At 40.7% G+C, this 19,057-nt stretch carries 23 protein-coding genes and 1 pseudogene; all 24 read left to right on the plus strand.

Annotated features, from left to right (window positions below; all coding sequences use genetic code 11):
• Positions 1-980 (plus strand): annotated as a pseudogene (locus A3GS_RS12970) (hypothetical protein); the annotation flags it as partial.
• A gap of 13 nt (positions 981-993) precedes the next feature.
• A complete protein-coding gene (locus A3GS_RS0104175; protein WP_018364159.1) occupies positions 994-1,290 on the plus strand; it encodes a hypothetical protein in 297 nt (98 codons plus the stop codon).
• A 47-nt stretch (positions 1,291-1,337) separates the two neighbouring features.
• Positions 1,338-1,763: a hypothetical protein gene (locus A3GS_RS0104180; protein ID WP_018364160.1), complete on the plus strand. Its 426-nt coding sequence runs from the start codon at positions 1,338-1,340 to the stop codon at positions 1,761-1,763.
• A 1-nt stretch (position 1,764) separates the two neighbouring features.
• Positions 1,765-2,190 carry a hypothetical protein gene (locus A3GS_RS0104185; protein ID WP_018364161.1) on the plus strand — a complete coding sequence of 142 codons (426 nt, stop codon included), beginning with the start codon at positions 1,765-1,767 and terminating at the stop codon, positions 2,188-2,190.
• A 154-nt stretch (positions 2,191-2,344) separates the two neighbouring features.
• Positions 2,345-3,232, plus strand: a complete 888-nt coding sequence (locus A3GS_RS12020; protein ID WP_018364162.1) for a hypothetical protein — start codon at positions 2,345-2,347, stop codon at positions 3,230-3,232.
• A 16-nt stretch (positions 3,233-3,248) separates the two neighbouring features.
• A complete protein-coding gene (locus A3GS_RS0104195; protein ID WP_018364163.1) occupies positions 3,249-3,803 on the plus strand; it encodes a hypothetical protein in 555 nt (184 codons plus the stop codon).
• 74 nt (positions 3,804-3,877) lie between these two features.
• Positions 3,878-4,162 carry a hypothetical protein gene (locus A3GS_RS0104200; protein WP_018364164.1) on the plus strand — a complete coding sequence of 95 codons (285 nt, stop codon included), beginning with the start codon at positions 3,878-3,880 and terminating at the stop codon, positions 4,160-4,162.
• A gap of 123 nt (positions 4,163-4,285) precedes the next feature.
• Entirely contained in the window at positions 4,286-4,723 is a 438-nt protein-coding gene (locus tag A3GS_RS0104205) for a hypothetical protein (protein WP_156808869.1), read from the plus strand.
• A gap of 60 nt (positions 4,724-4,783) precedes the next feature.
• Positions 4,784-5,266, plus strand: a complete 483-nt coding sequence (locus tag A3GS_RS0104210; protein WP_018364166.1) for a hypothetical protein — start codon at positions 4,784-4,786, stop codon at positions 5,264-5,266.
• Positions 5,267-5,278: 12 nt separating this feature from the next.
• On the plus strand, positions 5,279-5,833 hold the full coding sequence (locus A3GS_RS0104215; protein WP_018364167.1) for a hypothetical protein: 555 nt from the start codon (positions 5,279-5,281) through the stop codon (positions 5,831-5,833).
• 132 nt (positions 5,834-5,965) lie between these two features.
• Entirely contained in the window at positions 5,966-6,121 is a 156-nt protein-coding gene (locus tag A3GS_RS12670; RefSeq protein WP_018364168.1) for a hypothetical protein, read from the plus strand.
• A 1-nt stretch (position 6,122) separates the two neighbouring features.
• Complete coding sequence (locus A3GS_RS0104225) at positions 6,123-6,548, plus strand: hypothetical protein (RefSeq protein ID WP_018364169.1); 426 nt, start codon at positions 6,123-6,125, stop codon at positions 6,546-6,548.
• 141 nt (positions 6,549-6,689) lie between these two features.
• Positions 6,690-7,115, plus strand: coding sequence for a hypothetical protein (locus A3GS_RS0104230; protein WP_018364170.1), 426 nt, complete (start codon positions 6,690-6,692; stop codon positions 7,113-7,115).
• A gap of 412 nt (positions 7,116-7,527) precedes the next feature.
• Complete coding sequence (locus A3GS_RS0104240) at positions 7,528-7,965, plus strand: PTS sugar transporter subunit IIA (RefSeq protein WP_018364172.1); 438 nt, start codon at positions 7,528-7,530, stop codon at positions 7,963-7,965.
• Between the two features lie 14 nt (positions 7,966-7,979).
• Positions 7,980-8,474, plus strand: coding sequence for a PTS sugar transporter subunit IIB (locus tag A3GS_RS0104245; RefSeq protein ID WP_018364173.1), 495 nt, complete (start codon positions 7,980-7,982; stop codon positions 8,472-8,474).
• Between the two features lie 144 nt (positions 8,475-8,618).
• Positions 8,619-9,470 (plus strand): PTS mannose/fructose/sorbose/N-acetylgalactosamine transporter subunit IIC, encoded by an 852-nt coding sequence (locus A3GS_RS0104250; protein ID WP_018364174.1) that lies wholly within the window; start codon positions 8,619-8,621, stop codon positions 9,468-9,470.
• A 1-nt stretch (position 9,471) separates the two neighbouring features.
• Positions 9,472-10,305: a PTS system mannose/fructose/sorbose family transporter subunit IID gene (locus A3GS_RS0104255; RefSeq protein ID WP_018364175.1), complete on the plus strand. Its 834-nt coding sequence runs from the start codon at positions 9,472-9,474 to the stop codon at positions 10,303-10,305.
• Between the two features lie 53 nt (positions 10,306-10,358).
• Positions 10,359-10,652 carry a hypothetical protein gene (locus A3GS_RS0104260; protein WP_018364176.1) on the plus strand — a complete coding sequence of 98 codons (294 nt, stop codon included), beginning with the start codon at positions 10,359-10,361 and terminating at the stop codon, positions 10,650-10,652.
• A 475-nt stretch (positions 10,653-11,127) separates the two neighbouring features.
• Entirely contained in the window at positions 11,128-13,107 is a 1,980-nt protein-coding gene (locus A3GS_RS0104265; RefSeq protein WP_018364177.1) for an ABC transporter substrate binding protein, read from the plus strand.
• Positions 13,107-13,910, plus strand: a complete 804-nt coding sequence (locus A3GS_RS0104270; protein WP_018364178.1) for an ABC transporter ATP-binding protein — start codon at positions 13,107-13,109, stop codon at positions 13,908-13,910. Before A3GS_RS0104265 ends, A3GS_RS0104270 begins: the two co-directional genes overlap by 1 nt.
• Positions 13,911-14,160: 250 nt before the next feature.
• Entirely contained in the window at positions 14,161-14,448 is a 288-nt protein-coding gene (groES, locus tag A3GS_RS0104275) for a co-chaperone GroES (protein ID WP_018364179.1), read from the plus strand.
• Positions 14,449-14,587: 139 nt separating this feature from the next.
• Positions 14,588-16,210: a chaperonin GroEL gene (groL, locus tag A3GS_RS0104280; protein WP_018364180.1), complete on the plus strand. Its 1,623-nt coding sequence runs from the start codon at positions 14,588-14,590 to the stop codon at positions 16,208-16,210.
• 528 nt (positions 16,211-16,738) lie between these two features.
• Positions 16,739-18,382: a zinc ribbon domain-containing protein gene (locus A3GS_RS0104290; protein WP_026216270.1), complete on the plus strand. Its 1,644-nt coding sequence runs from the start codon at positions 16,739-16,741 to the stop codon at positions 18,380-18,382.
• A gap of 95 nt (positions 18,383-18,477) precedes the next feature.
• Complete coding sequence (locus tag A3GS_RS0104295; RefSeq protein ID WP_018364183.1) at positions 18,478-19,005, plus strand: TetR/AcrR family transcriptional regulator C-terminal domain-containing protein; 528 nt, start codon at positions 18,478-18,480, stop codon at positions 19,003-19,005.
• Positions 19,006-19,057 lie beyond the last annotated feature (52 nt).

The following is a 19,057-nucleotide window of genomic DNA, read 5'->3' on the forward strand; positions in this document are numbered from 1 at the left end:
GTCAAGACTTCATGGGGGATTATGTTAAGGGCATCAATGAGACAGGTATTAATCCCTTTACAGGAAAAGCAGTTGACAAAGGCACGCAGACGATGACGGAAGCTTATCAAAGCTTTAGAGGAGTTTCACAAACGCTAGCCAGCATTTCTGCCGCTGTAGCAGACTTTTCAGGTTTGTTTGTAGAGGATGATGTTAACCAAACACCACCACCTAACTATCGTGAGCAGGTGCTGAAAAATATTGAAGAAAGCCAACTTGCAAGAAAAAGCTCGAACTTTAATAGGTATTTAGAAATAGAAGGTGCGACGAAGAAATATCTCAGCACACTCAATGATATGAGCCTTGAAGATAGACAACATTATCAACAATGGAATAAGTATGCGGAAGCAGGCATCAGCCCTGAGGATCGTGTTCGAGTGCTGGAGATTTCAGAGAAGGCACCGGCTAAGGCGAATGAGGTGACAAGCTCTGATACTTCTGATGTGCCAAAGGTTAATCATCAAGATACAACAAAGACATATATTTCTAAATATGGTGATTTACATGATTATGAGTTTAATGGAATGACTAATCCCGGTCCTTTGGCGGCTCTTCCCTCTACTCCTAATCGTAATTTTTATGGAGGTCGCTATAACACTAGTGTTTTACAAGAGGATACTATACTTCATAGAGCAGGTAATTCACATAATCCAATGGGGCAATGGTTTACTGTTGAGGTTCCGAATTCAAGAGCCCAAGTTAGGATTGATACGGCTGTGAAGGATATTTGGATGAATCTAGATGGTTCTTACACTGGACAGTCTCCTATTGATAAAGTTTATAAACTTAAGATACCAAAGGGAACTACAATTTATGAAGGTCCTGTAGGAAGTCAAGGTGGAATTTATCTTGGAGGTATTGATAAACAACAGATTTTTATCGATTCGCCGTGGAATATAGAGGGTGTAGAAGTTTTAGATTCATGGGCAATATCGCAATAAAGGAAAATTAAATATGAACGTTAACAATATTATCAAGGCAATTGATTCACTAGTTGACATAATTAATAAGTACCATATTGATGGTGTAAAAGTTCAATTGGAGTATTTAGAAAATCTTAGAAATATTTTAGTGGATAATATTACCTTATCCGAAAGGGAAAAAATAACAATTTATCAGTCTCTTTTCCCACCACATGGGGGACTGTCTGATATTCATTATTGGAATAATAATTTTGAAGTACGTAAACAAGTAAATACAAAAATTTCTGATGCCATAATGATTCTTTCAGATTTCTTGCTGAGAGAGTAAAAATGCAACATTGATAATAAATATTGGCTTACAATAGTGGGAGCTAAGTGTGTTACATCCTAAAATCAGTCAAAAGTAAAATTGGGGAAGCTAGTGACATCTCTACTCTTGAGTCGGTTACTCTTGAAAAAGAAGGTTTTAACAACGGTGCCATAGGAAATCCCGATGATCATGTTGCTTTTGTGATGCCAAAAGAGGCGGGTGAAACCTTACTGGATGTTAGTAAGGGAGATCCAAGAATTCTTGAAGATTTATTGGGACTTCACCCCGGCGATTTAGGTGATTCTCCAGTTGCTATTGATATTTCAGCAGAAAATTTACATCATGTTCGTATTCCAAATGGCAATGAAGATTCTGCATTTGAAGGCTATTGGAAACCAGGAGGGCGAACCTATCCCGGTGATATGCCAGAAGCAGTGGTTGATAAAGTGTCTTGGGGAGACTTTACGATTAAACATTTAGGAGGAAATTAATATGGGAATTACAGATATCACATGGGAAGAATTTGAAACATACGATAAAGTCAAGTCGCCCGTTCCTTATGATTTTCGAACACATGATGGAAAGTACTATACTTTTGGAGAATTTGGAATTGCCTCGGTTCGTCGTATTTTTGAAATTGAGAAATCGGATTTTGACGAATATTTATCCGGTAAGCGAACTGCTAGAGAAGTTGATTTTAAGGCTGAAAATGATCGCTGGCCACCAACGGAAGAACAAAAAAAAGCTAGTGAAAAAAAATTCGTGGAAAAAGGACTGACCCCTTTGATAGCTAATCCAAAGAGTAGAGAGTTATTTTCTCAAGAGGAACTTGAAAAGCTTATCCCGCTTGCAGAACAAAAATGGATTGACTGGAAAGGCAAGCTGCCAGATGATTATGTGTCACCGTTGAAAAAATAAGTACAAACCTTATGTCAATAGCTACAATCCTTATTATGCTCATCAGGTCTTGTTCAATTTTGACAAAAGATCCAAGGCGAAGCAACTCTATATTATCAAGTGTTATTATGAGCTAGAGTCCAAAGAAACTGTTAGTGTCCGCAGTCAAGACTTCATGGGGGATTATGTTAAGGGCATCAATGAGACAGGTATTAATCCCTTTACAGGAAAAGCAGTTGACAAAGGCACGCAGACGATGGCGGAAGCCTATCAAAGCTTTAGAGGAGTTTCACAAACGCTAGCCAGCATTTCCGCTGCTGTGGCAGACTTTTCAGGTTTGTTTGTAGAGGATAATGTTAACCAAACACCGCCACCTAACTATCGTGAGCAGGTGCTGAAAAATATTGAAGAAAGCCAACTTGCAAGAAAAAGCTCGAACTTTAATAAGTATTTAGAAATAGAAGGTGCGACGAAGAAATATCTCAGCACACTCAATGGTATGAGCTTTGAAGATGCACGGAAGTATACACAATGGAATAAGTATGCGGAGGCGGGTATTGATCCAGAAGCTAGACTTAGAATTATGGATGAGGGGATTTTTTCACCAAAGACTTATGTGGAATTTTCTGCTGCCAATCCTACTCAAAATGTGGACGACTATATTGAACTTGTTAGAGGTCAATCTCCGTGGCCAAAAGAGTATACACCAAAAAAGGTTGTCTTGAAACCTGGTGATACATTTGAAATGGCGATGCACCCTGATCAAGACGATTTTAGACCAGGTAATTTTGGAACAGATATGAATTCAATACAAAATATAGATTATGTACGGGATAATTTAGCTGTTAAATCGAATTGGAAAGATAAAATTGATAGGGTCAATCAGTATCGTGTCAAAGATGGTGTTGAATTACCTGCTCAAGTAGGTCCAGTTGGACCTCAAATAGACTTGGGAACCGATAGATACTTGCCCGGCGGGCCAAATCAGATTGAATTATTATTAGATAGAGCTATTAATAAGATGGAATATCTTGAATTGATTGGTCAGAGGCCGATTGACTAAAGGAGGAAGAATTGAAATGGAAATTAAAATTATAGACAACATAGTAAAGTGGGAGTATAACGAAAAATCTGTAGAAATTAAGATAGATAATGTTATATGGTCAAGATTTCGCAAAGACAAAGATATGATTTTTATAAAAACCGGTAAAAACTTCATTGCTAATGCATATTATTATTATGCCTTGAGTGGGGAACCTTTGATGAAATATGATTTAGAAACCGGTGAAGTTACTTGGTATCATAACGGAGAACATCAATTAGCTCTACCTTACACAGAAACAGTTGGTTTCTATCCAGAGCATAATTTACTTTTGATTATCTACAGAACAGCTGAAGAGCGAAATGCTATCACAGCTATGAAGGTTTTTGATTTAAATGGTAATCTTCTTCATTTGTTCACTTCTCCTGAAGGCTACACAATGCTGTATGTCACTGAGATAGAAGAAAAGCATGCCAAGGTTGTCTGTGATGCCACCATTGAAGAAAATGTTGACCCGTATGGCCGTGACCGTTTTAATTTTACATTAGATTTACAAACAGGTCAGTGGGATAAGGTTGGTTTAGCATATTAAACTGCAACCAAGTTTTTGAAAATGTGGACAGACAATTTCCGCAGCTTCGATAGTATTTTTTAGAGAAGGTAAAGATGACGCCTTCTCTTTTGCCTATTCTCTGGGCAACTGATTATTCCCTCTATGAGTACCTTATCACCCGGGGAGATATTGGCAAGGCAGAGTTAGACCGACTGGAGACCATGTTTGCCAATCTGCGTCCAGAGGACAAGGCTAAACTTGCCCCATCAGTGCTGGTCGCAAAAAAGACAGCTGCTGCTAAGGTTAAAATTGATAGGATGAGCCCGCAGGAGTTTAAGAAAGCGTATGCCCACGTCATCAGCAGCTACCAGACCTATATCAGTACAGGTTATTTCTAGCCTGTAGCAAGTGCAGAGGAGCGCTATGCCTTGGCGTACTACAAGAAGATCAAGGACAGTCCGGCCTATCAGAAGCAGGATTTGCCCAAGGACAGTCCGGTTTTCAAAGCCTCCGTCAACCAGTTGACTCTATCTCAGCTAGAGAAGGCCTATCCTTATCTGACCCGGCTTTATCCCGGTCCAGATGCTCTGGAACGCCTGCAGATGACGGAGACGGAGCGCCAGCAGGCGGACTATGTGCTAGACCGCTACCAGGAAGTCCTGGCACAGCAACTTGTTAACTGGCGTAGCCCGACAGCCATGCAGGACTACGCCAGTTATATCAAAGCAAGTGGACGCAACCCTTATACAGGTCAAAAGGTTGATGAGGGCACCCGACTTATGGCAGAGCACTATAGTTGGGTGAAGGGGAGTTCAACACTCGTCGCTTCTTTAATAAGTGCGAAGATAGACTTTGACGAGATGATGGTGGCCAACCACACTGGTAATAAGAATTATCGCAGTCAGGATGACTTACTTGGTTCTTTTGAAGACTCTATGTCACCAGAGGATGCGAAGTGATATGCAGATTGGAATGATTTTGTAGAGGCAGGAGTTGAGCCGGAAGCACGATTGCGAATCATGGATGAAGAGATTTTTTCACCAAAGACCTATGTAGAATTTTCTGCTGCCAATCCTACTCAGAATGTGGACGACTATATTGAACTTGTTAGAGGTCCATCTCCATGGCCGAAGGGTTATACACCAAAAAAGGTTGTCTTAAAACCTGGTGATACATTTGAAATGGCAATGTCGCCTAAAAGAATACAAAAAGATACGTGGCCAGGAGCTTTTGGAACAGATATTGGAACTATTACAGATAAAGATTATGTTTATTATGATTTGGCAGTTAAATCGAACTGGAAACCAGATATTGACCGCGTTGTCCAGTATCGTGTCAAAGATGGCGTTGAATTGCCTGCTCAAGTAGGACCAATTGGCCCTCAAATAGATGTAGAAGCCAACCGATACTTGCCAGGCGGTCCAAATCAGATTGAATTACTAGTTCCTAAAGAGGAGAGAATGAATTACCTAGAAATTGTTGGTAAAAGATATATTGATTGAGTGAGGGTAAATATGAAAGTTGAATATAATAGTACTAATGTATCATGGGAGTACAATGGAAAAAAGATAGAAATTACCTTGGATAAGGTTTTACATGCTAGATTTAGTAAGTATACAAATAAGATTGAAATTGAAACCGGAGAAGGTTTTATTGAGGAATGGGTATACTACTATACTCTAACTGGAGTTTTTTTAGCAAAGCAACATTTAGACACTGGAGAAATTACATGGTTTCACAATGGTGAACACCGATTGTCTCTTCCCTATACTGAAACGATTGGATTCTATCCTGACTATGAGTTGATATTTATTATTTATCGACTTTCAGAAGATGAGAGTTCTGTTACGGCTATGAAAGTTTTCAATCTAGATGGGAATCTTATTAATTCATTAGATTCGCCTGAGGGATATACTATGCTTTATGTGTCTGAAATAAAAGATGAAAAAGTGAGAGTTGCTTGTGAGGCAATTGACAGAGAAAATTATGATCCCTATGGAAGAAGCCGATTCCATTTTGCCTTGGATTTAAAAGACCAAAAATGGGTAAAAGATGGTTTGGCCTACTAATCCTAAGAGAGGACGGATCTCCTCTACAAAGTAATCTGATGTTCAGATGGACACTCCAAGCCGTGATGTTGGTGGCACAGCGACTTTTACATACCCAGACTCGCAGGGGTTATTGATATTCCAGCTGAAAATTTGCACAATGTTCGTATTCCGAGTGGCAATGAAGATTCTGCCTTTGATGGTTATTGGAAACCAGGAGGTCGTACTTATCCTGGTGATATGCCAGAAGCGGTTGTAGATGAAATTCCTTGGGGTAACTATACATTTAGACAGTTAGGAGGACATTAAAATGAGCTTAACAGATATTACTTGGGAAGAATTTGATACTTACGATAAAGTAGGGTCTCCAATGCCTTATGATTTCCGAATACATAATGGCAAATATTATACGTTTGAAGAATTTGGTATTGCTTCAGTTCGACGAGTTTTTGAAATTGATAATTCAGATTTTAGTGACTATCTATCCGGAAAGCGAACAGCTGAAGAGATTGATTTTAAAGCGCAAAATGGTTATTGGCCACCGACGGAGGAAGAAAGGAAAATGGATAAAAAAAATTTTTTAGCAAAACACCCGTCTTCTTTGATTAATGTCCCTAAAAATAGAGAACTATTTACTCAAGAAGAGCTTGAAGAACTGATTCCAGTTGCGGAAGAACTCTGGATAAAAGGTGAAGGCAAGCTGCCAGATGATTATGTTTCTCCCTTGAAAAAGTGACTTCATTTCCGCATATTTCTCGAAACCGAGTGGTAATGAATTCGGAGCCAACGATTGGTGGCGACCTGGAGGGCGCACCTATCCAGGTGATATGCCGGAAGGAGTTATGAAAGATATTAGTACAAAAGAAGGAGACTACACATGGAAAAAACTAAATTAAGCTGGGAAGATGTCATAAAATTTGAAGAAGTTAAAGGATACAGTCAGCAAATCTGGCGTCACCACGGGAAATACTATTTTGTAGCAGAAGAAGGAGGTATCGCAGAACAACGAGTCGTTTATGAACTGCCAAAGGACTTGTTTGAGTTATTGGAACGCAACGAAAAAAGTATGGCAGATATCCATTTTAAGTTGAGATATGATTCCTGGCCGCCGACAGAAGAACAAAAAAAAGCAGCCGACAAAAAATTTCTTCAAAAATCCCCGATTGCTTTAATTGCGGACCCGACTAGTTGGGAACTATTCACCCAAGAAGAACTAGAAGAACTGATTCCAATTGCAGAACAAAAATGGATTGACTGGAAGGGCAAGCTGCCAGATGATTATGTGTCACCGTTGAAAAAATAAGTGCAAACCTTACGTTTGTTCCTTTTTATAGGATAATTCACCTCTCTCTTCCTTTCAGTTGATACAATAAGCTTGAGTTGTATAATTGAGCTCATTTGTTAGGTCTTTGAATCATTTCAAAATGGGAATAATGGTTATCTGGACTTTTGATTTCAGGGGGACTTATCTTCTCAAATTGTAATCCTTCTTTGTTCTTCTCGTTTTGATAGATTTTCAAAACTACCACTGTTCTGTCATCATCTTTTACAAAAGACAAGCTTCTGAAATTATCTTTCAATTGCTTGTCTTTTTTGTTCAAAGTTGACATTTGTCACATTTTAGATGACATTTATCCTTCTACCAAGGTGACATTTTGCAATTATAAAGCGTTTCCAAATATTTTACAATAAGTGTGAATAAAGGAGGACAAAGGATGAAATACTTGGTATTGGTCAGCCATGGCGGCTTTGCAGAAGGGTTGAAAACTTCTCTTGCCATGTTTGCTGGCGACAAGATGGACCAAGTCATTGCAGTTGGCTTGCAAAATGGCAAATCGGTTGATGATTTTGCGATTGATTTCAAGGCTGCGATGGCACCATTGAAAGAAGATGACAGCGTTGTTGTTTTGGCAGACATCGTTGGCGGAAGCCCACTAACAACGGCATGTAGTGTTCTCGAAGAACTCGGCAAATTGGACACAGCGGTTATTTTAGGCGGTATGAACTTACCAATGGCCCTGACATCTGTTGTGATGAAAGATGCCTTGGAAGGCGATGATTTCGTTGCTGCTGTGTTGCCAGAAGCACAAGCTGCTCTGCAAGAATTCAAAGTCGCACCGGATGACGATGACGACGAAGATGATGACATTTAAAAAGGAGTTTAAAAATGGTAGTTTCATTTGTACGTATTGATGACCGTATGATTCACGGTCAAACCGTTACTCGTTGGGCAAAAGAGTACCCTTGTGATGGTCTTATTGCTGTCAATGATGCAGCAGCTAAGAACAAAGTTTTGACACAGGCTTACAAAGGTGCTTCTGATAAGAAAACTTTTGTCTGGTCAGTTGACGCTTTTGGTCAAAAATCACAAAAAGTTTTGGATTCAGATACCCGTTACTTCGTTATCACAAAAAATCCAATTGATATGAAGAAACTCTTGGTTGATCAAGGTTTTGTACCAAGCGATGTTAAGGAAATTATCGTCGGTCCAGCTAATGACCGTCCAGGAGCTGTTAAACTTGGGAACAATCAATCCATTACTCAGGAAGAAGCAGATGCTATTGAAGCCATCGAAAAAGCTGGCTACAAAGTGAAATTCCAACTTCTGCCAGATGTCTCAATTGGTTACTGGTCGGACTTCAAATCTAAATTTGGTTACTAATGGAGAAAAGGTTTCTAGCTACTGGAAGTAGCTGAGAGATCTAACGCCAGCCGCTACGGCGGGTTGGCTAGCCCCTTTACTAATTTGATTTTAGAGCGAAAAACGTTAATAAAAAATGTCAATAAATAATTAAGGAGATTTATTATGACAATTTCTTGGTTCCAAGCTGCATTGCTCGGCTTGTTTGCTTGTTTGTCTTCCATGCCTGGTCTTGGTGGTACCTCAATCGGTAACTACACACTGGGTCGTCCCTTAGTCGGTGGTTTGGTATGTGGCCTTATCTTAGGTGATATTAAAACAGGTATTATCTGTGGGGTTGCCATGCAATTGGTCTACATTGCCCTTGTAACACCAGGTGGTACAGTTTCAGCCGATGTGCGTGCCGTATCTTATATCGGTATTCCACTTGCAATGGTTGCTATTCACTCACAAGGTCTCTCAGCTGGTTCAGCTGATGCTGCCAACTTGGCTAAGTCAATGGGTACTCTTGTAGGTACTGTTGGTACTGTTCTTTTCTATGGTACTGCTACAATGAACTTGGTTTGGCAACATATCGGTTGGCGTGCTGTTGAAAAAGGAAACTTCAAACAACTTTACAAAGTTGACTGGCTCTATCCATGGGTTTCTCACATCGTTTTCTCATTCATTCCAACGTTGATTATGTGTAAACTCGGTGCAACTGCCGTTACAGCTATGAAGGATGCCCTCCCAATGGATGGTATTCCAATGAAAACTCTCTTTACAGTTGGTGCCTTGCTCCCATGTGTAGGGATTGCTATTCTTTTGAAACAAATTGTTGATAAAGTAACTGACTTTATTCCATTCTTTGTTGGATTCACTTTGGCTGCTTCACTTGGTTTGAACTTGGTATCATGTGCAGTGATTTCATTGATTTTCGCAGTCTTGTTCTACGAACTTGAAATGGCCAAAAATGTGAGAGCTAACGCTGCTGCGGCAGACGATGATTTTGATGACGATGATGAGGAGGATATCTAAGATGGCTCAAAAGAAAATTACAAAGAAAACCCTAATGAAATCTTTCCATCATTGGTACTATGGTAACCTGACATGTTTCTCACAAGAACACATGCAAACTTTTGGTTACCTGACTTCAATGTTGCCAATCGTGGAAGAATTGTATGACAATAAAGAAGACCAAGCTCGCTCAATGCAAACTTATACAGCCTTCTTCAATACTGAACCCCAACTTGGTGCTCTGATTGTTGGTATCACAGCAGGTCTTGAAGAAGCACGTGCTAATGGATCAGAAGAAGTCGATGACGAAACTATCAATGGTCTTCGTGCAGGTTTGATGGGACCTGTCGCTGGTATTGGAGACTCTCTTGTCGTTGGTACTTTGATTCCAGTTATTTTGGGTATTGCTCTTGGTTTATCAACTGGTGGTTCACCGATCGGTGCTGTCTTCTACATCATCGTTTGGAACCTCTTGGCTTATTTCGGTATGAAATTTGCCTACTTCAAGGGTTATGAACTTGGGGACAAGGCTGTTGAATTCCTTGTTGGTGCTCAAGGACAAGCTATTCGTAAAGCCGTTTCAATCGTCGGTGGTATGGTTGTCGGTGGTGTTGCTGCAACATGGGTTTCAGTTAAAACATCTTTCCAATTAGGCAGTGCTAAACACCCTTACTTAGTCCTCCAAGATAAGTTAGATGCCGTTTATCCAGGCCTTTTGACAGCGATCTTCATCGTCTTTTGCTGGTGGTTGATGGCTAAGAAGAACATTTCTCCAATCAAAGTTATGCTCCTTTTGGTAGTTATTGCCCTTGTTGGTGTACTTGTTGGCTTCTTCAACCCAGGTTTGTCTTACTAAGAAAAACAAAAACTAGCATGTCTTCATGATTTGCCTCGCATAAAGGAGAAGAAATGACAGAACAAGAACTGATTAAAGGATATGAAACAGAAATTCAATATCAAAAACACATGATTGAAAATCTCGGGAGATGGTTTAGCCTCTTCTTTATCATAGCCAGTAGCGGTGTTGTCCTCACCTACTTTTTCAAAGGAAGCCAGCTAGCTCTCTTTATCCTCGGCATTGTTCTACTTGTCCTTGGCATTTTAGGCATGCTTCTCTTTGGCTACGGTATCTACAAAGGAAAGCAAAATGTCAATAAAGTTATTGATGATTTTGAAACCAAGCTACACTCTGCCAAAGCTTAGTAATGTAAAACTCTTTGTCTCTTAGAATCTCCATGAGACAGAGAGTTTTTAGTTTTTAAAATCTTCTGAATTTTAAAAAGTATTGACAACACTGGGAAATAAAGGTAAACTAAAACTAATCATAAACAAGGAGGCAGCAAATGATTGAACAAACGTCGCGACTAAATCGATACTTTTACTTTAGTTTCTTTAGATAGACGTTTGTAAGCCTGGTGGATGCAGACGTCAATAAGTTTGTATCTATGAAGCTAAAGCATTTTGTTGTGGATGAGCCGATTAGATAGAAAAATCTAACTGGCTACGAAAATACATCTTTTGGTGGAAAAAGTAACCAGTTAGGCCTGCCTAGCTGGTTTTTTCTTTGTTATGATCGCATAATAGCAGAGCTATTAATACTCTTTGAAAATTAAAATGACGGTGCTCTACCTAGCTTGATTTTCTTTGAGTATAGGAAAAAACAAAAGGAGTAATGAACATGAAGAAAGTTTTGACAGCTTTACTTACCTTAGTTGCCGCAGTCATGGTTTTGGCAGGCTGTTCCAATGTTAACAGCTCTAAAAATAAGACTGTGCACATCGGGATTCTCCAGTATGTGGAACATGAATCTCTGACGGCAGCACGTAAGGGATTTGTCAGCGAGTTGAAGAAGGAAGGTTATGTTGATGGTAAAAATATTGCTATCGACTACGAAAATGCCCAAGGGGACCAGTCCAACCTTCAAACCATTTCACAGTCATTGATTGATGATAATGATATGGTGCTGGGAATTGCGACGCCTGCTGCACAAGCTTTGACAAATCTGAGCACGGATACACCTATCCTCTTTACAGCAGTGACTGATCCTGTTTCTGCTAAATTAGTCAAATCAATGGACAAGGTTGGTGGTATGGCAACAGGAACCAGCGACATGTCACCAATTGACAAGCAGGTTGAATTGTTGCAAAAAGTGATGCCAAATGTCAAAAAAGTTGGTATCATGTACACCACTAACGAACGTAACTCAGAGGTTCAGGTTGAAGAGGCTGAAAAAGTTTTCAAAAAAGCTGGTATCCAAACCATTACAAAAGGCATTTCATCTACCAATGATGTTCAAGATACAGCTAAAAGTTTGATGAGCCAAACGGAAGTGCTCTTTATTCCAACTGATAATACTATTGTGTCAGCTATTAGCTTGGTGACTGACTTGTCAAAAGAGACAAAGATTCCAATTGTTGGCGGCTCTGCTGATGTTGTCAAAGATGGTGTTCTCTTCACTTACGGTGCCAACTATGAAGCCCTTGGCCGTCAGACTGCTAAGTTAGCGGTTCGTCTTATTAAGGGGGAAGAGGTTGGCAATATTTCTGCTGAATATCCTAAGACTCTGGATGTAGTTGTCAACGAAGATATGGCTAAAACGCTAGGAATTGACATTTCTTCTATCAAAAAGGAAGCTTCAACCACTAGCAGCACCAGCTCAAGTTCTAGTCAAGAAAAGGACAGTCAGACATCAAGCAAGAAAATAGACAAGACTGCAAATTCATCAAGTAGCAAATCGTCTTCAAATGGTTTCCTAAATGTCATCTTGTCAGCTATTTCACAAGGTATGCTCTGGGCTATCATGGCTATCGGTGTTTTCATCACTTTCCGTATCCTGGACATTGCTGATATGACAGCTGAAGGAGCGTTTCCACTGGGAGCTGCTTCAACGACTATTATGATTGTCAATGGCTTTAATCCGCTTATAGCTACCTTTGTTGGTTTTGTAGCAGGGACGTTGGCTGGTGCCGTTTCAGGTTTCCTACATACCAAGATGAAAATTCCAGCCCTTTTAACAGGGATCATTACCTTGACTGCTCTATATTCAGTCAATCTCTTGGTTCTTGGTAGTTCCAATGTTTCTCTATCAGGACAAAAGACTTTGGTAACCATGGTTATGGGATTAGGTCTGTCTAAATTGACGGGTGTTATCCTGCTTGGTATTGTCTTTGTGTCCTTGGTTATCGGCTTTTTGGTGCTTCTTTTAAACACCCAAGTCGGTCTTGCTCTTCGTGCAACGGGTGATAATATTGCTATGGGTGAAGCTAACGGTATCAAAGTTGACCGTATGAAAATCTTGGGTTACATGATTTCAAATGGTCTTATCGCTCTTTCTGGTGCCTTAATGGCTCAGAACAATGGCTACGCTGACATGAATATGGGTACAGGTACTATCGTTAACGGTTTGGCTGCCATTATCTTGGCAGAAGTTATTGTTAAATATTTGCCGCTTGGCAAGCGTCTCTGGTCAATTGTTGTGGGTGCTGTGCTATACCGCCTCGTTTTGGTTATCATTTTGGCCATGAATGTAGATGCTCAAATGCTGAAGTTAGCATCAGCTATTCTTCTAGCTATCATCCTCTATGTGCCAGAAGTGCGTAAGAAATTGCAGATTAAACCCAATAAAAGTTTGACACCAGAAGCAGGAGGTAAAGACTAATGGCTTTATTAACACTTTCAAATATCCATAAAACTTTTGAAAAAGGAACAGTCAATGAAAACCGTGTGCTGCAAGGACTTGATTTGGAAATTGAACAAGGTGATTTTATCTCCGTTATCGGGGGGAACGGTGCTGGAAAGTCAACTCTCATGAACTCCATTGCTGGTGTCCTAACAATTGACGAAGGGGACATTTTCTTAGAGGGTCAATCTATCAAGAAACTGTCTGTTGACGAGCGTTCGAAAGATATCAGCCGTGTTTTCCAAGACCCACGTATGGGAACAGCAACTAATTTGACCATCGAGGAAAATATGGCTATCGCTTATCGTCGCGGTAAGAAGCGTAGCTTTTTCAAAAAGTCTGTCACAGAAGCTGAGCGCGAGATTTTTAAGGCAGCCTTGATTGACTTAGGGTTAGGATTGGAAAATCGCATGAAGACTGATGCCAATTTTCTGTCAGGTGGTCAACGTCAGGCGCTAACCCTAGCTATGGCAACGCTGGTCCGTCCCAAAGTTCTTTTGCTGGATGAACATACAGCAGCGCTTGACCCTAAAACTAGCGATATGGTCATGAATTTGACCAGAAAAATTGTTGAAGAACAAGAATTGACAACGCTCATGATTACCCACAATATGGAACATGCTATTGAATATGGTAATCGTTTGGTTATGCTCTACCATGGTAAAATTGTTGTGGATGTCAAGGGTGATGAAAAGAAAAATCTGACTGTAGCTGAACTGATGGATCTCTTCCATAAAAATAGCGGTCAAGTGCTTAATGACGATGCCCTTGTTTTTGGATAAAAGATTAAAATCGTTAGTGAAAACTAGCGATTTTTTAATAGAAAAAATCAAAGTTTTTTCTTGACTATTTCTGACCAAGTGCTAGAATAGTGTTTGTAGGAATTAGCACTCTATACATAAGAGTGCTAACACTCTGGTGAAATCCGAAACAGATTGCCATCAATCTGCAATGATGTGATTTTCAAAGGGTGTCAAGCGGAGCGCCTGAAAAGTTCTGCTATTTTCAAAACATTAAAATGGAGGAAAAGCTATGTCATTAAAACCATTAGGTGACCGAGTGGTCGTAAAATTTCAAGAAAATGAAGAAAAAACAGCAGGTGGATTTGTTCTTGCAGGGACAAGTCACGAAGCAACGAAGGTAGCCACAGTTTTGGCTGTCGGTCAGGGAATCCGCACCCTGACAGGGGACTTGGTAGCACCAAGCGTATCGATTGATGACAAGGTTTTGGTTGAAAGCGGTGCTGGTATTGAAGTCAAAGATGGTGATGATAAAGTGACTATCGTGCGTGAAGCTGACATTTTAGCAATCTTAGGCTAGTCTAAGCTGCTCAGACCGGATTGACTAGGCCAATCGCTAACAGCGACTTGGTCAAATATGATAAAGCTTGTAGAGATGAGAATGTTTCTTTCATCCTGCTAGTGATTGAATAATGATTATTTGAAAAGAGGCATAAATTATGGCAAAAGATATTAAATTTTCATCAGATGCACGTGCTGCAATGGTGCGTGGTGTTGATATTTTAGCAGATACAGTTAAAGTAACCTTGGGTCCTAAGGGTCGTAACGTAGTTTTGGAAAAATCATTTGGTTCACCTTTGATTACCAACGACGGTGTTACTATCGCAAAAGAAATTGAATTAGAAGATCATTTTGAAAATATGGGCGCTAAGTTGGTATCCGAAGTAGCTTCAAAAACCAACGATATCGCTGGTGATGGTACGACAACCGCAACTGTTTTGACTCAGGCTATCGTGCGTGAAGGTTTGAAAAACGTCACAGCAGGTGCTAATCCAATCGGTATCCGTCGTGGTATTGAAACAGCTGTAGCAACAGCTGTTGAAGAACTTAAGGCTATTGCTCAACCTGTTTCTGGCAAAGAAGCTATTGCGCAGGTTGCGGCTGTCTCATCACGTTCTGAAAAAGTCGGTGAATACATCTCAGAAGCCATGGAAAAAGTTGGCAATGACGGTGTCATCACGATTGAAGAATCACGTGGTATGGAAACTGAGCTTGACGTGGTCGAAGGAATGCAGTTCGACCGTGGTTATTTATCCCAATACATGGTCACTGACAATGAAAAAATGGTAGCAGACCTTGATAATCCATTTATCCTCATTACAGACAAGAAAATATCAAACATCCAAGACGTCCTTCCTTTGCTGGAAGAAGTCCTCAAAACTAGCCGTCCTCTCCTGATTATCGCTGACGATGTGGATGGCGAAGCTCTGCCAACTCTTGTTCTTAACAAGATTCGCGGTACTTTCAATGTTGTAGCGGTCAAGGCGCCAGGTTTTGGTGACCGCCGCAAAGCTATGTTGGAAGACATTGCTATCTTGACAGGAGCTACAGTCATCACAGAAGACCTTGGCCTTGAGCTTAAGGATGCGACAATGGCTGCGCTCGGTCAAGCTGCTAAAGTAACAGTAGACAAGGATTCAACTGTCATCGTGGAAGGTGCCGGTCAAGCGGATGCTATTACCAACCGTGTCAACCTCATCAAGTCACAATTGGAAACAACCACATCAGACTTTGACCGTGAAAAACTTCAAGAACGTTTGGCTAAGTTAGCTGGCGGTGTGGCAGTTATCAAAGTCGGTGCAGCCACTGAAACAGAATTGAAGGAAATGAAACTCCGCATTGAAGATGCCCTTAATGCAACGCGCGCCGCTGTTGAAGAAGGTATCGTTGCTGGTGGTGGTACGGCCCTTGTCAATGTCATCGCTAAGGTCGCTGAATTAGACTTAGAAGGTGACGATGCAACTGGTCGTAACATTGTTCTTCGCGCTTTGGAAGAACCTGTTCGCCAAATCGCCTACAATGCAGGTTACGAAGGTTCAGTTGTGATTGACCGTTTGAAAAACAGCCCAGTTGGCACAGGTTTCAATGCTGCTAACGGGGACTGGGTAGATATGGTGCAAGCTGGCATCATCGATCCAGTTAAGGTAACACGCTCTGCTCTTCAAAATGCAGCTTCAGTTGCTAGCCTTATCTTGACAACCGAAGCAGTTGTTGCTAACAAACCAGAACCAGCAGCTCCAGCAGCCCCAGCCATGGATCCGTCAATGATGGGTGGCTTCTAATTCATAGGAACTAAAGAAAACAACAAGATGAAGGTCAATGTCATCAGGTAGAGAATCGTTTTAGATCAACGGTTGCGTGTGATCTAAAGCGATTTTTCTTTTCTCCTCTAAATTTTCGTTTAGGTTTACAACCACTTATCGAAAAGTCAATAACTGGCCATCTACCAAAACAGATGGCTGGTGTTGTCTTGAGAAATGTTATTATCTAAAGCAGACACAAGAATTTTACTTAACATTCAGCGCCTTTCAGAGCAGATGTGGCTCCTCCGTCTGAGAATGGTTATCATCCAAAACAGCTGTACTAGTTTTCTTTAAAAGGAACTGTCTACCAAAGGCGGTGCTAAGCAAGACTTCTAATTCTTGTAGTTGCAGGAGTAGAGGGAGATATCCGCGATTATTTTGGAGAGTTTTAAACGGGGTAGTCATGGGATACTTTTTTGACATCTTTGTCATTGGTTTGCAATGTGGCTTTGCTTGGAATTTTGTTATAATGAGATGAAAACGTTTCATGAAAGGAATTTTTAAGAGATGAAAAAGCTAAGAATATTTTTTAAAGGGAAAAAACTGAGAATAAGTTTGGGCTCTTTTATGGCTCTCTTGCTTGTGTTTGGCATTTGGGGTGGTTTTCATTATTCTAAGGCTAGTGTCATTAAGCGTTATGTGGCAGCTTACAGTCGGTCAGGTTCTTCTTTTGAAAATATCAAGGAATACTTAGTCTGGTCAGACAATAAGGAGAGAGTAACCAATGATCAAGCGAAATACGCTCGCTTTTCAGGGCTCAATCAGGCTGACGCTCAGCAATTGACAGAGACCTTGGAAACCGCTGAGCCGGGAGATGATCTCTATGTGACACGAGTGGGTCGGAAGTTCTTGGTTTTTCCAGACTATCGTATCGCGATGAAGCCGCTCAGCTTGACCATCAAGACTAATATTGAAGGTCTGGATATTCTTTTGAATAAGAAAAAGGTGAGCACCAGTGATTCGGACCATTATAGTCTGACGGTACAGCGTCTGCCTCGAGCAAACTATACGGCATCGGTGGATGGTCATTATAATAATCGGGATATCGAACTGAGCAAGACCTATGATGGCAAGAATGGAACGTTAGACCTGTCAGTGACTTTTAAACATTTTACGGTGACTAGTAATCTGACCGATGGTGAACTTTATTTTGATGATACTAAAATGGCTTCTTTGACAGATGGTCAGTATGAGGTGGACAATTATCCGCTGACCAACTCAGCGCAGGTTTATGTTAAAAAAACCTTCGCAGATGGAGACTTAGTATCCAAGAAAGAGTCCTTGTCCAAGATTAGTAATGGCAGTACAGTTGCCTTAGATGCGGACAACCTCTTAGATGCAGGCAAAGCTGGGCAGGTTTTGGTAGCATCTTTTGACAAATTGGTCAATTATGTTAGCAGCAATCAGAATCCAGCAGATTTGGCTACAGTCTTCGAGGATGGTGCTAATAATGATTTTTACAAGGGCTTGAAAGAAAGTATCAAGGCCAAGTTTCAGACAGACCAACGTAAGGCCAGCAGCTTTACCATTCCAAATATTGTCATTGATAGTATGAGCCAAGTTGGCAAGGAATCTTATCTCCTGAATTTCTCTGCCAGCTATGATTTCTACTATGACAAGGCCACGGATAGCAGTAAAAATACGCAAGGTCATGTCGTTCAGCAGCTGACAGGCAAGGTAACGCTTAAAAAGTCAGGCGAAGACTACCTCATTGCCAAGGCGGGTGAGAAAAATATCACCGTCACTAGCGAGGAGAATCAAGTTAAGGCTGAATCCGTCTTCCCAGATGCTTTGCTAGGCACATGGACGCTTGAAAATCAGGATAGAACTATCAGCATGACCTTTGATAAGGATGGTACCGTCACTAAGAAGGTTGATTACAAGGATAGTAAGCAGACAGACACGACTAGCACTGCCAAAGTAAGGCAAGTAGAGGAAAAAGAGGCAGGCCTATACCTCTTCCAATACCAAGATGGCACAGATACTAGTACTTTCGTGCCTAACGGCGGCATCGGTGGTTCAGGTGTCAAATACGCCTTCGGTGTTAAGCTGGATGGTGACAAGGTAACCTCTGTTGTCTGGCAGGCTGCCATCAATGCAGACTATGATTACAGCAAGCCACTGCTAGGTGATGTTCTTAGTAAGAAATAGGTTGGGCTCCGTATTCATCCTGTTCCCCTCCAGCTCTTATCCGTTAAATATGGTAGAATAGCTTAGTATAAAAAATTGTTGAAGAGGGAGGTAGAATGAGTCATTTAACGGAACAAGCTTTTGCAGAAGCGCTAAAAGAGATTATGCAGGGAAAGTCTTTTGATAAGGTAACGGTGACTGAGCTGGTTCAGCATCTGGGTGTCAATCGTCAGACCTTCTATTACCACTTTAAAGATCTCTATGACTTGCTAGAGTGGATCTATATTACAGATGGTGAACAGATGATTGGAGATAATCGGACCAATACGTCCTGGGAAGAGGGATTGTTGGCTATCTTTCAGTATATTCAGGACAACGAGGCATTTGTTTACAATACTTACTACTCTGTCAATCGTAATTATTTGGAGCATTTCCTGTATGAGCGGGCTTATTTATTGATAAGACCCGTCCTTGAGGAGAATAATCAGAGTTTGAGGTTGGATGAGGCTAGCATTGAATTCAGGGCACATTTTTACAAGTATGGTCTGGTTGGTTTTATCTTAGATTGGATTGGTGGTGGGCAGCGTCAAGATCCCCGTTTATTGGCCCACCAGATTTATCAACTTTTGGATAATCTTTCCTAGACAATGCGTCGTAGCTGTCAAAAAAATAGACAATCAGCACACATTGTCTATT

This window comes from Streptococcus caballi DSM 19004, assembly GCF_000379985.1.
Taxonomy (GTDB): Bacteria; Bacillota; Bacilli; order Lactobacillales; family Streptococcaceae; genus Streptococcus; species Streptococcus caballi.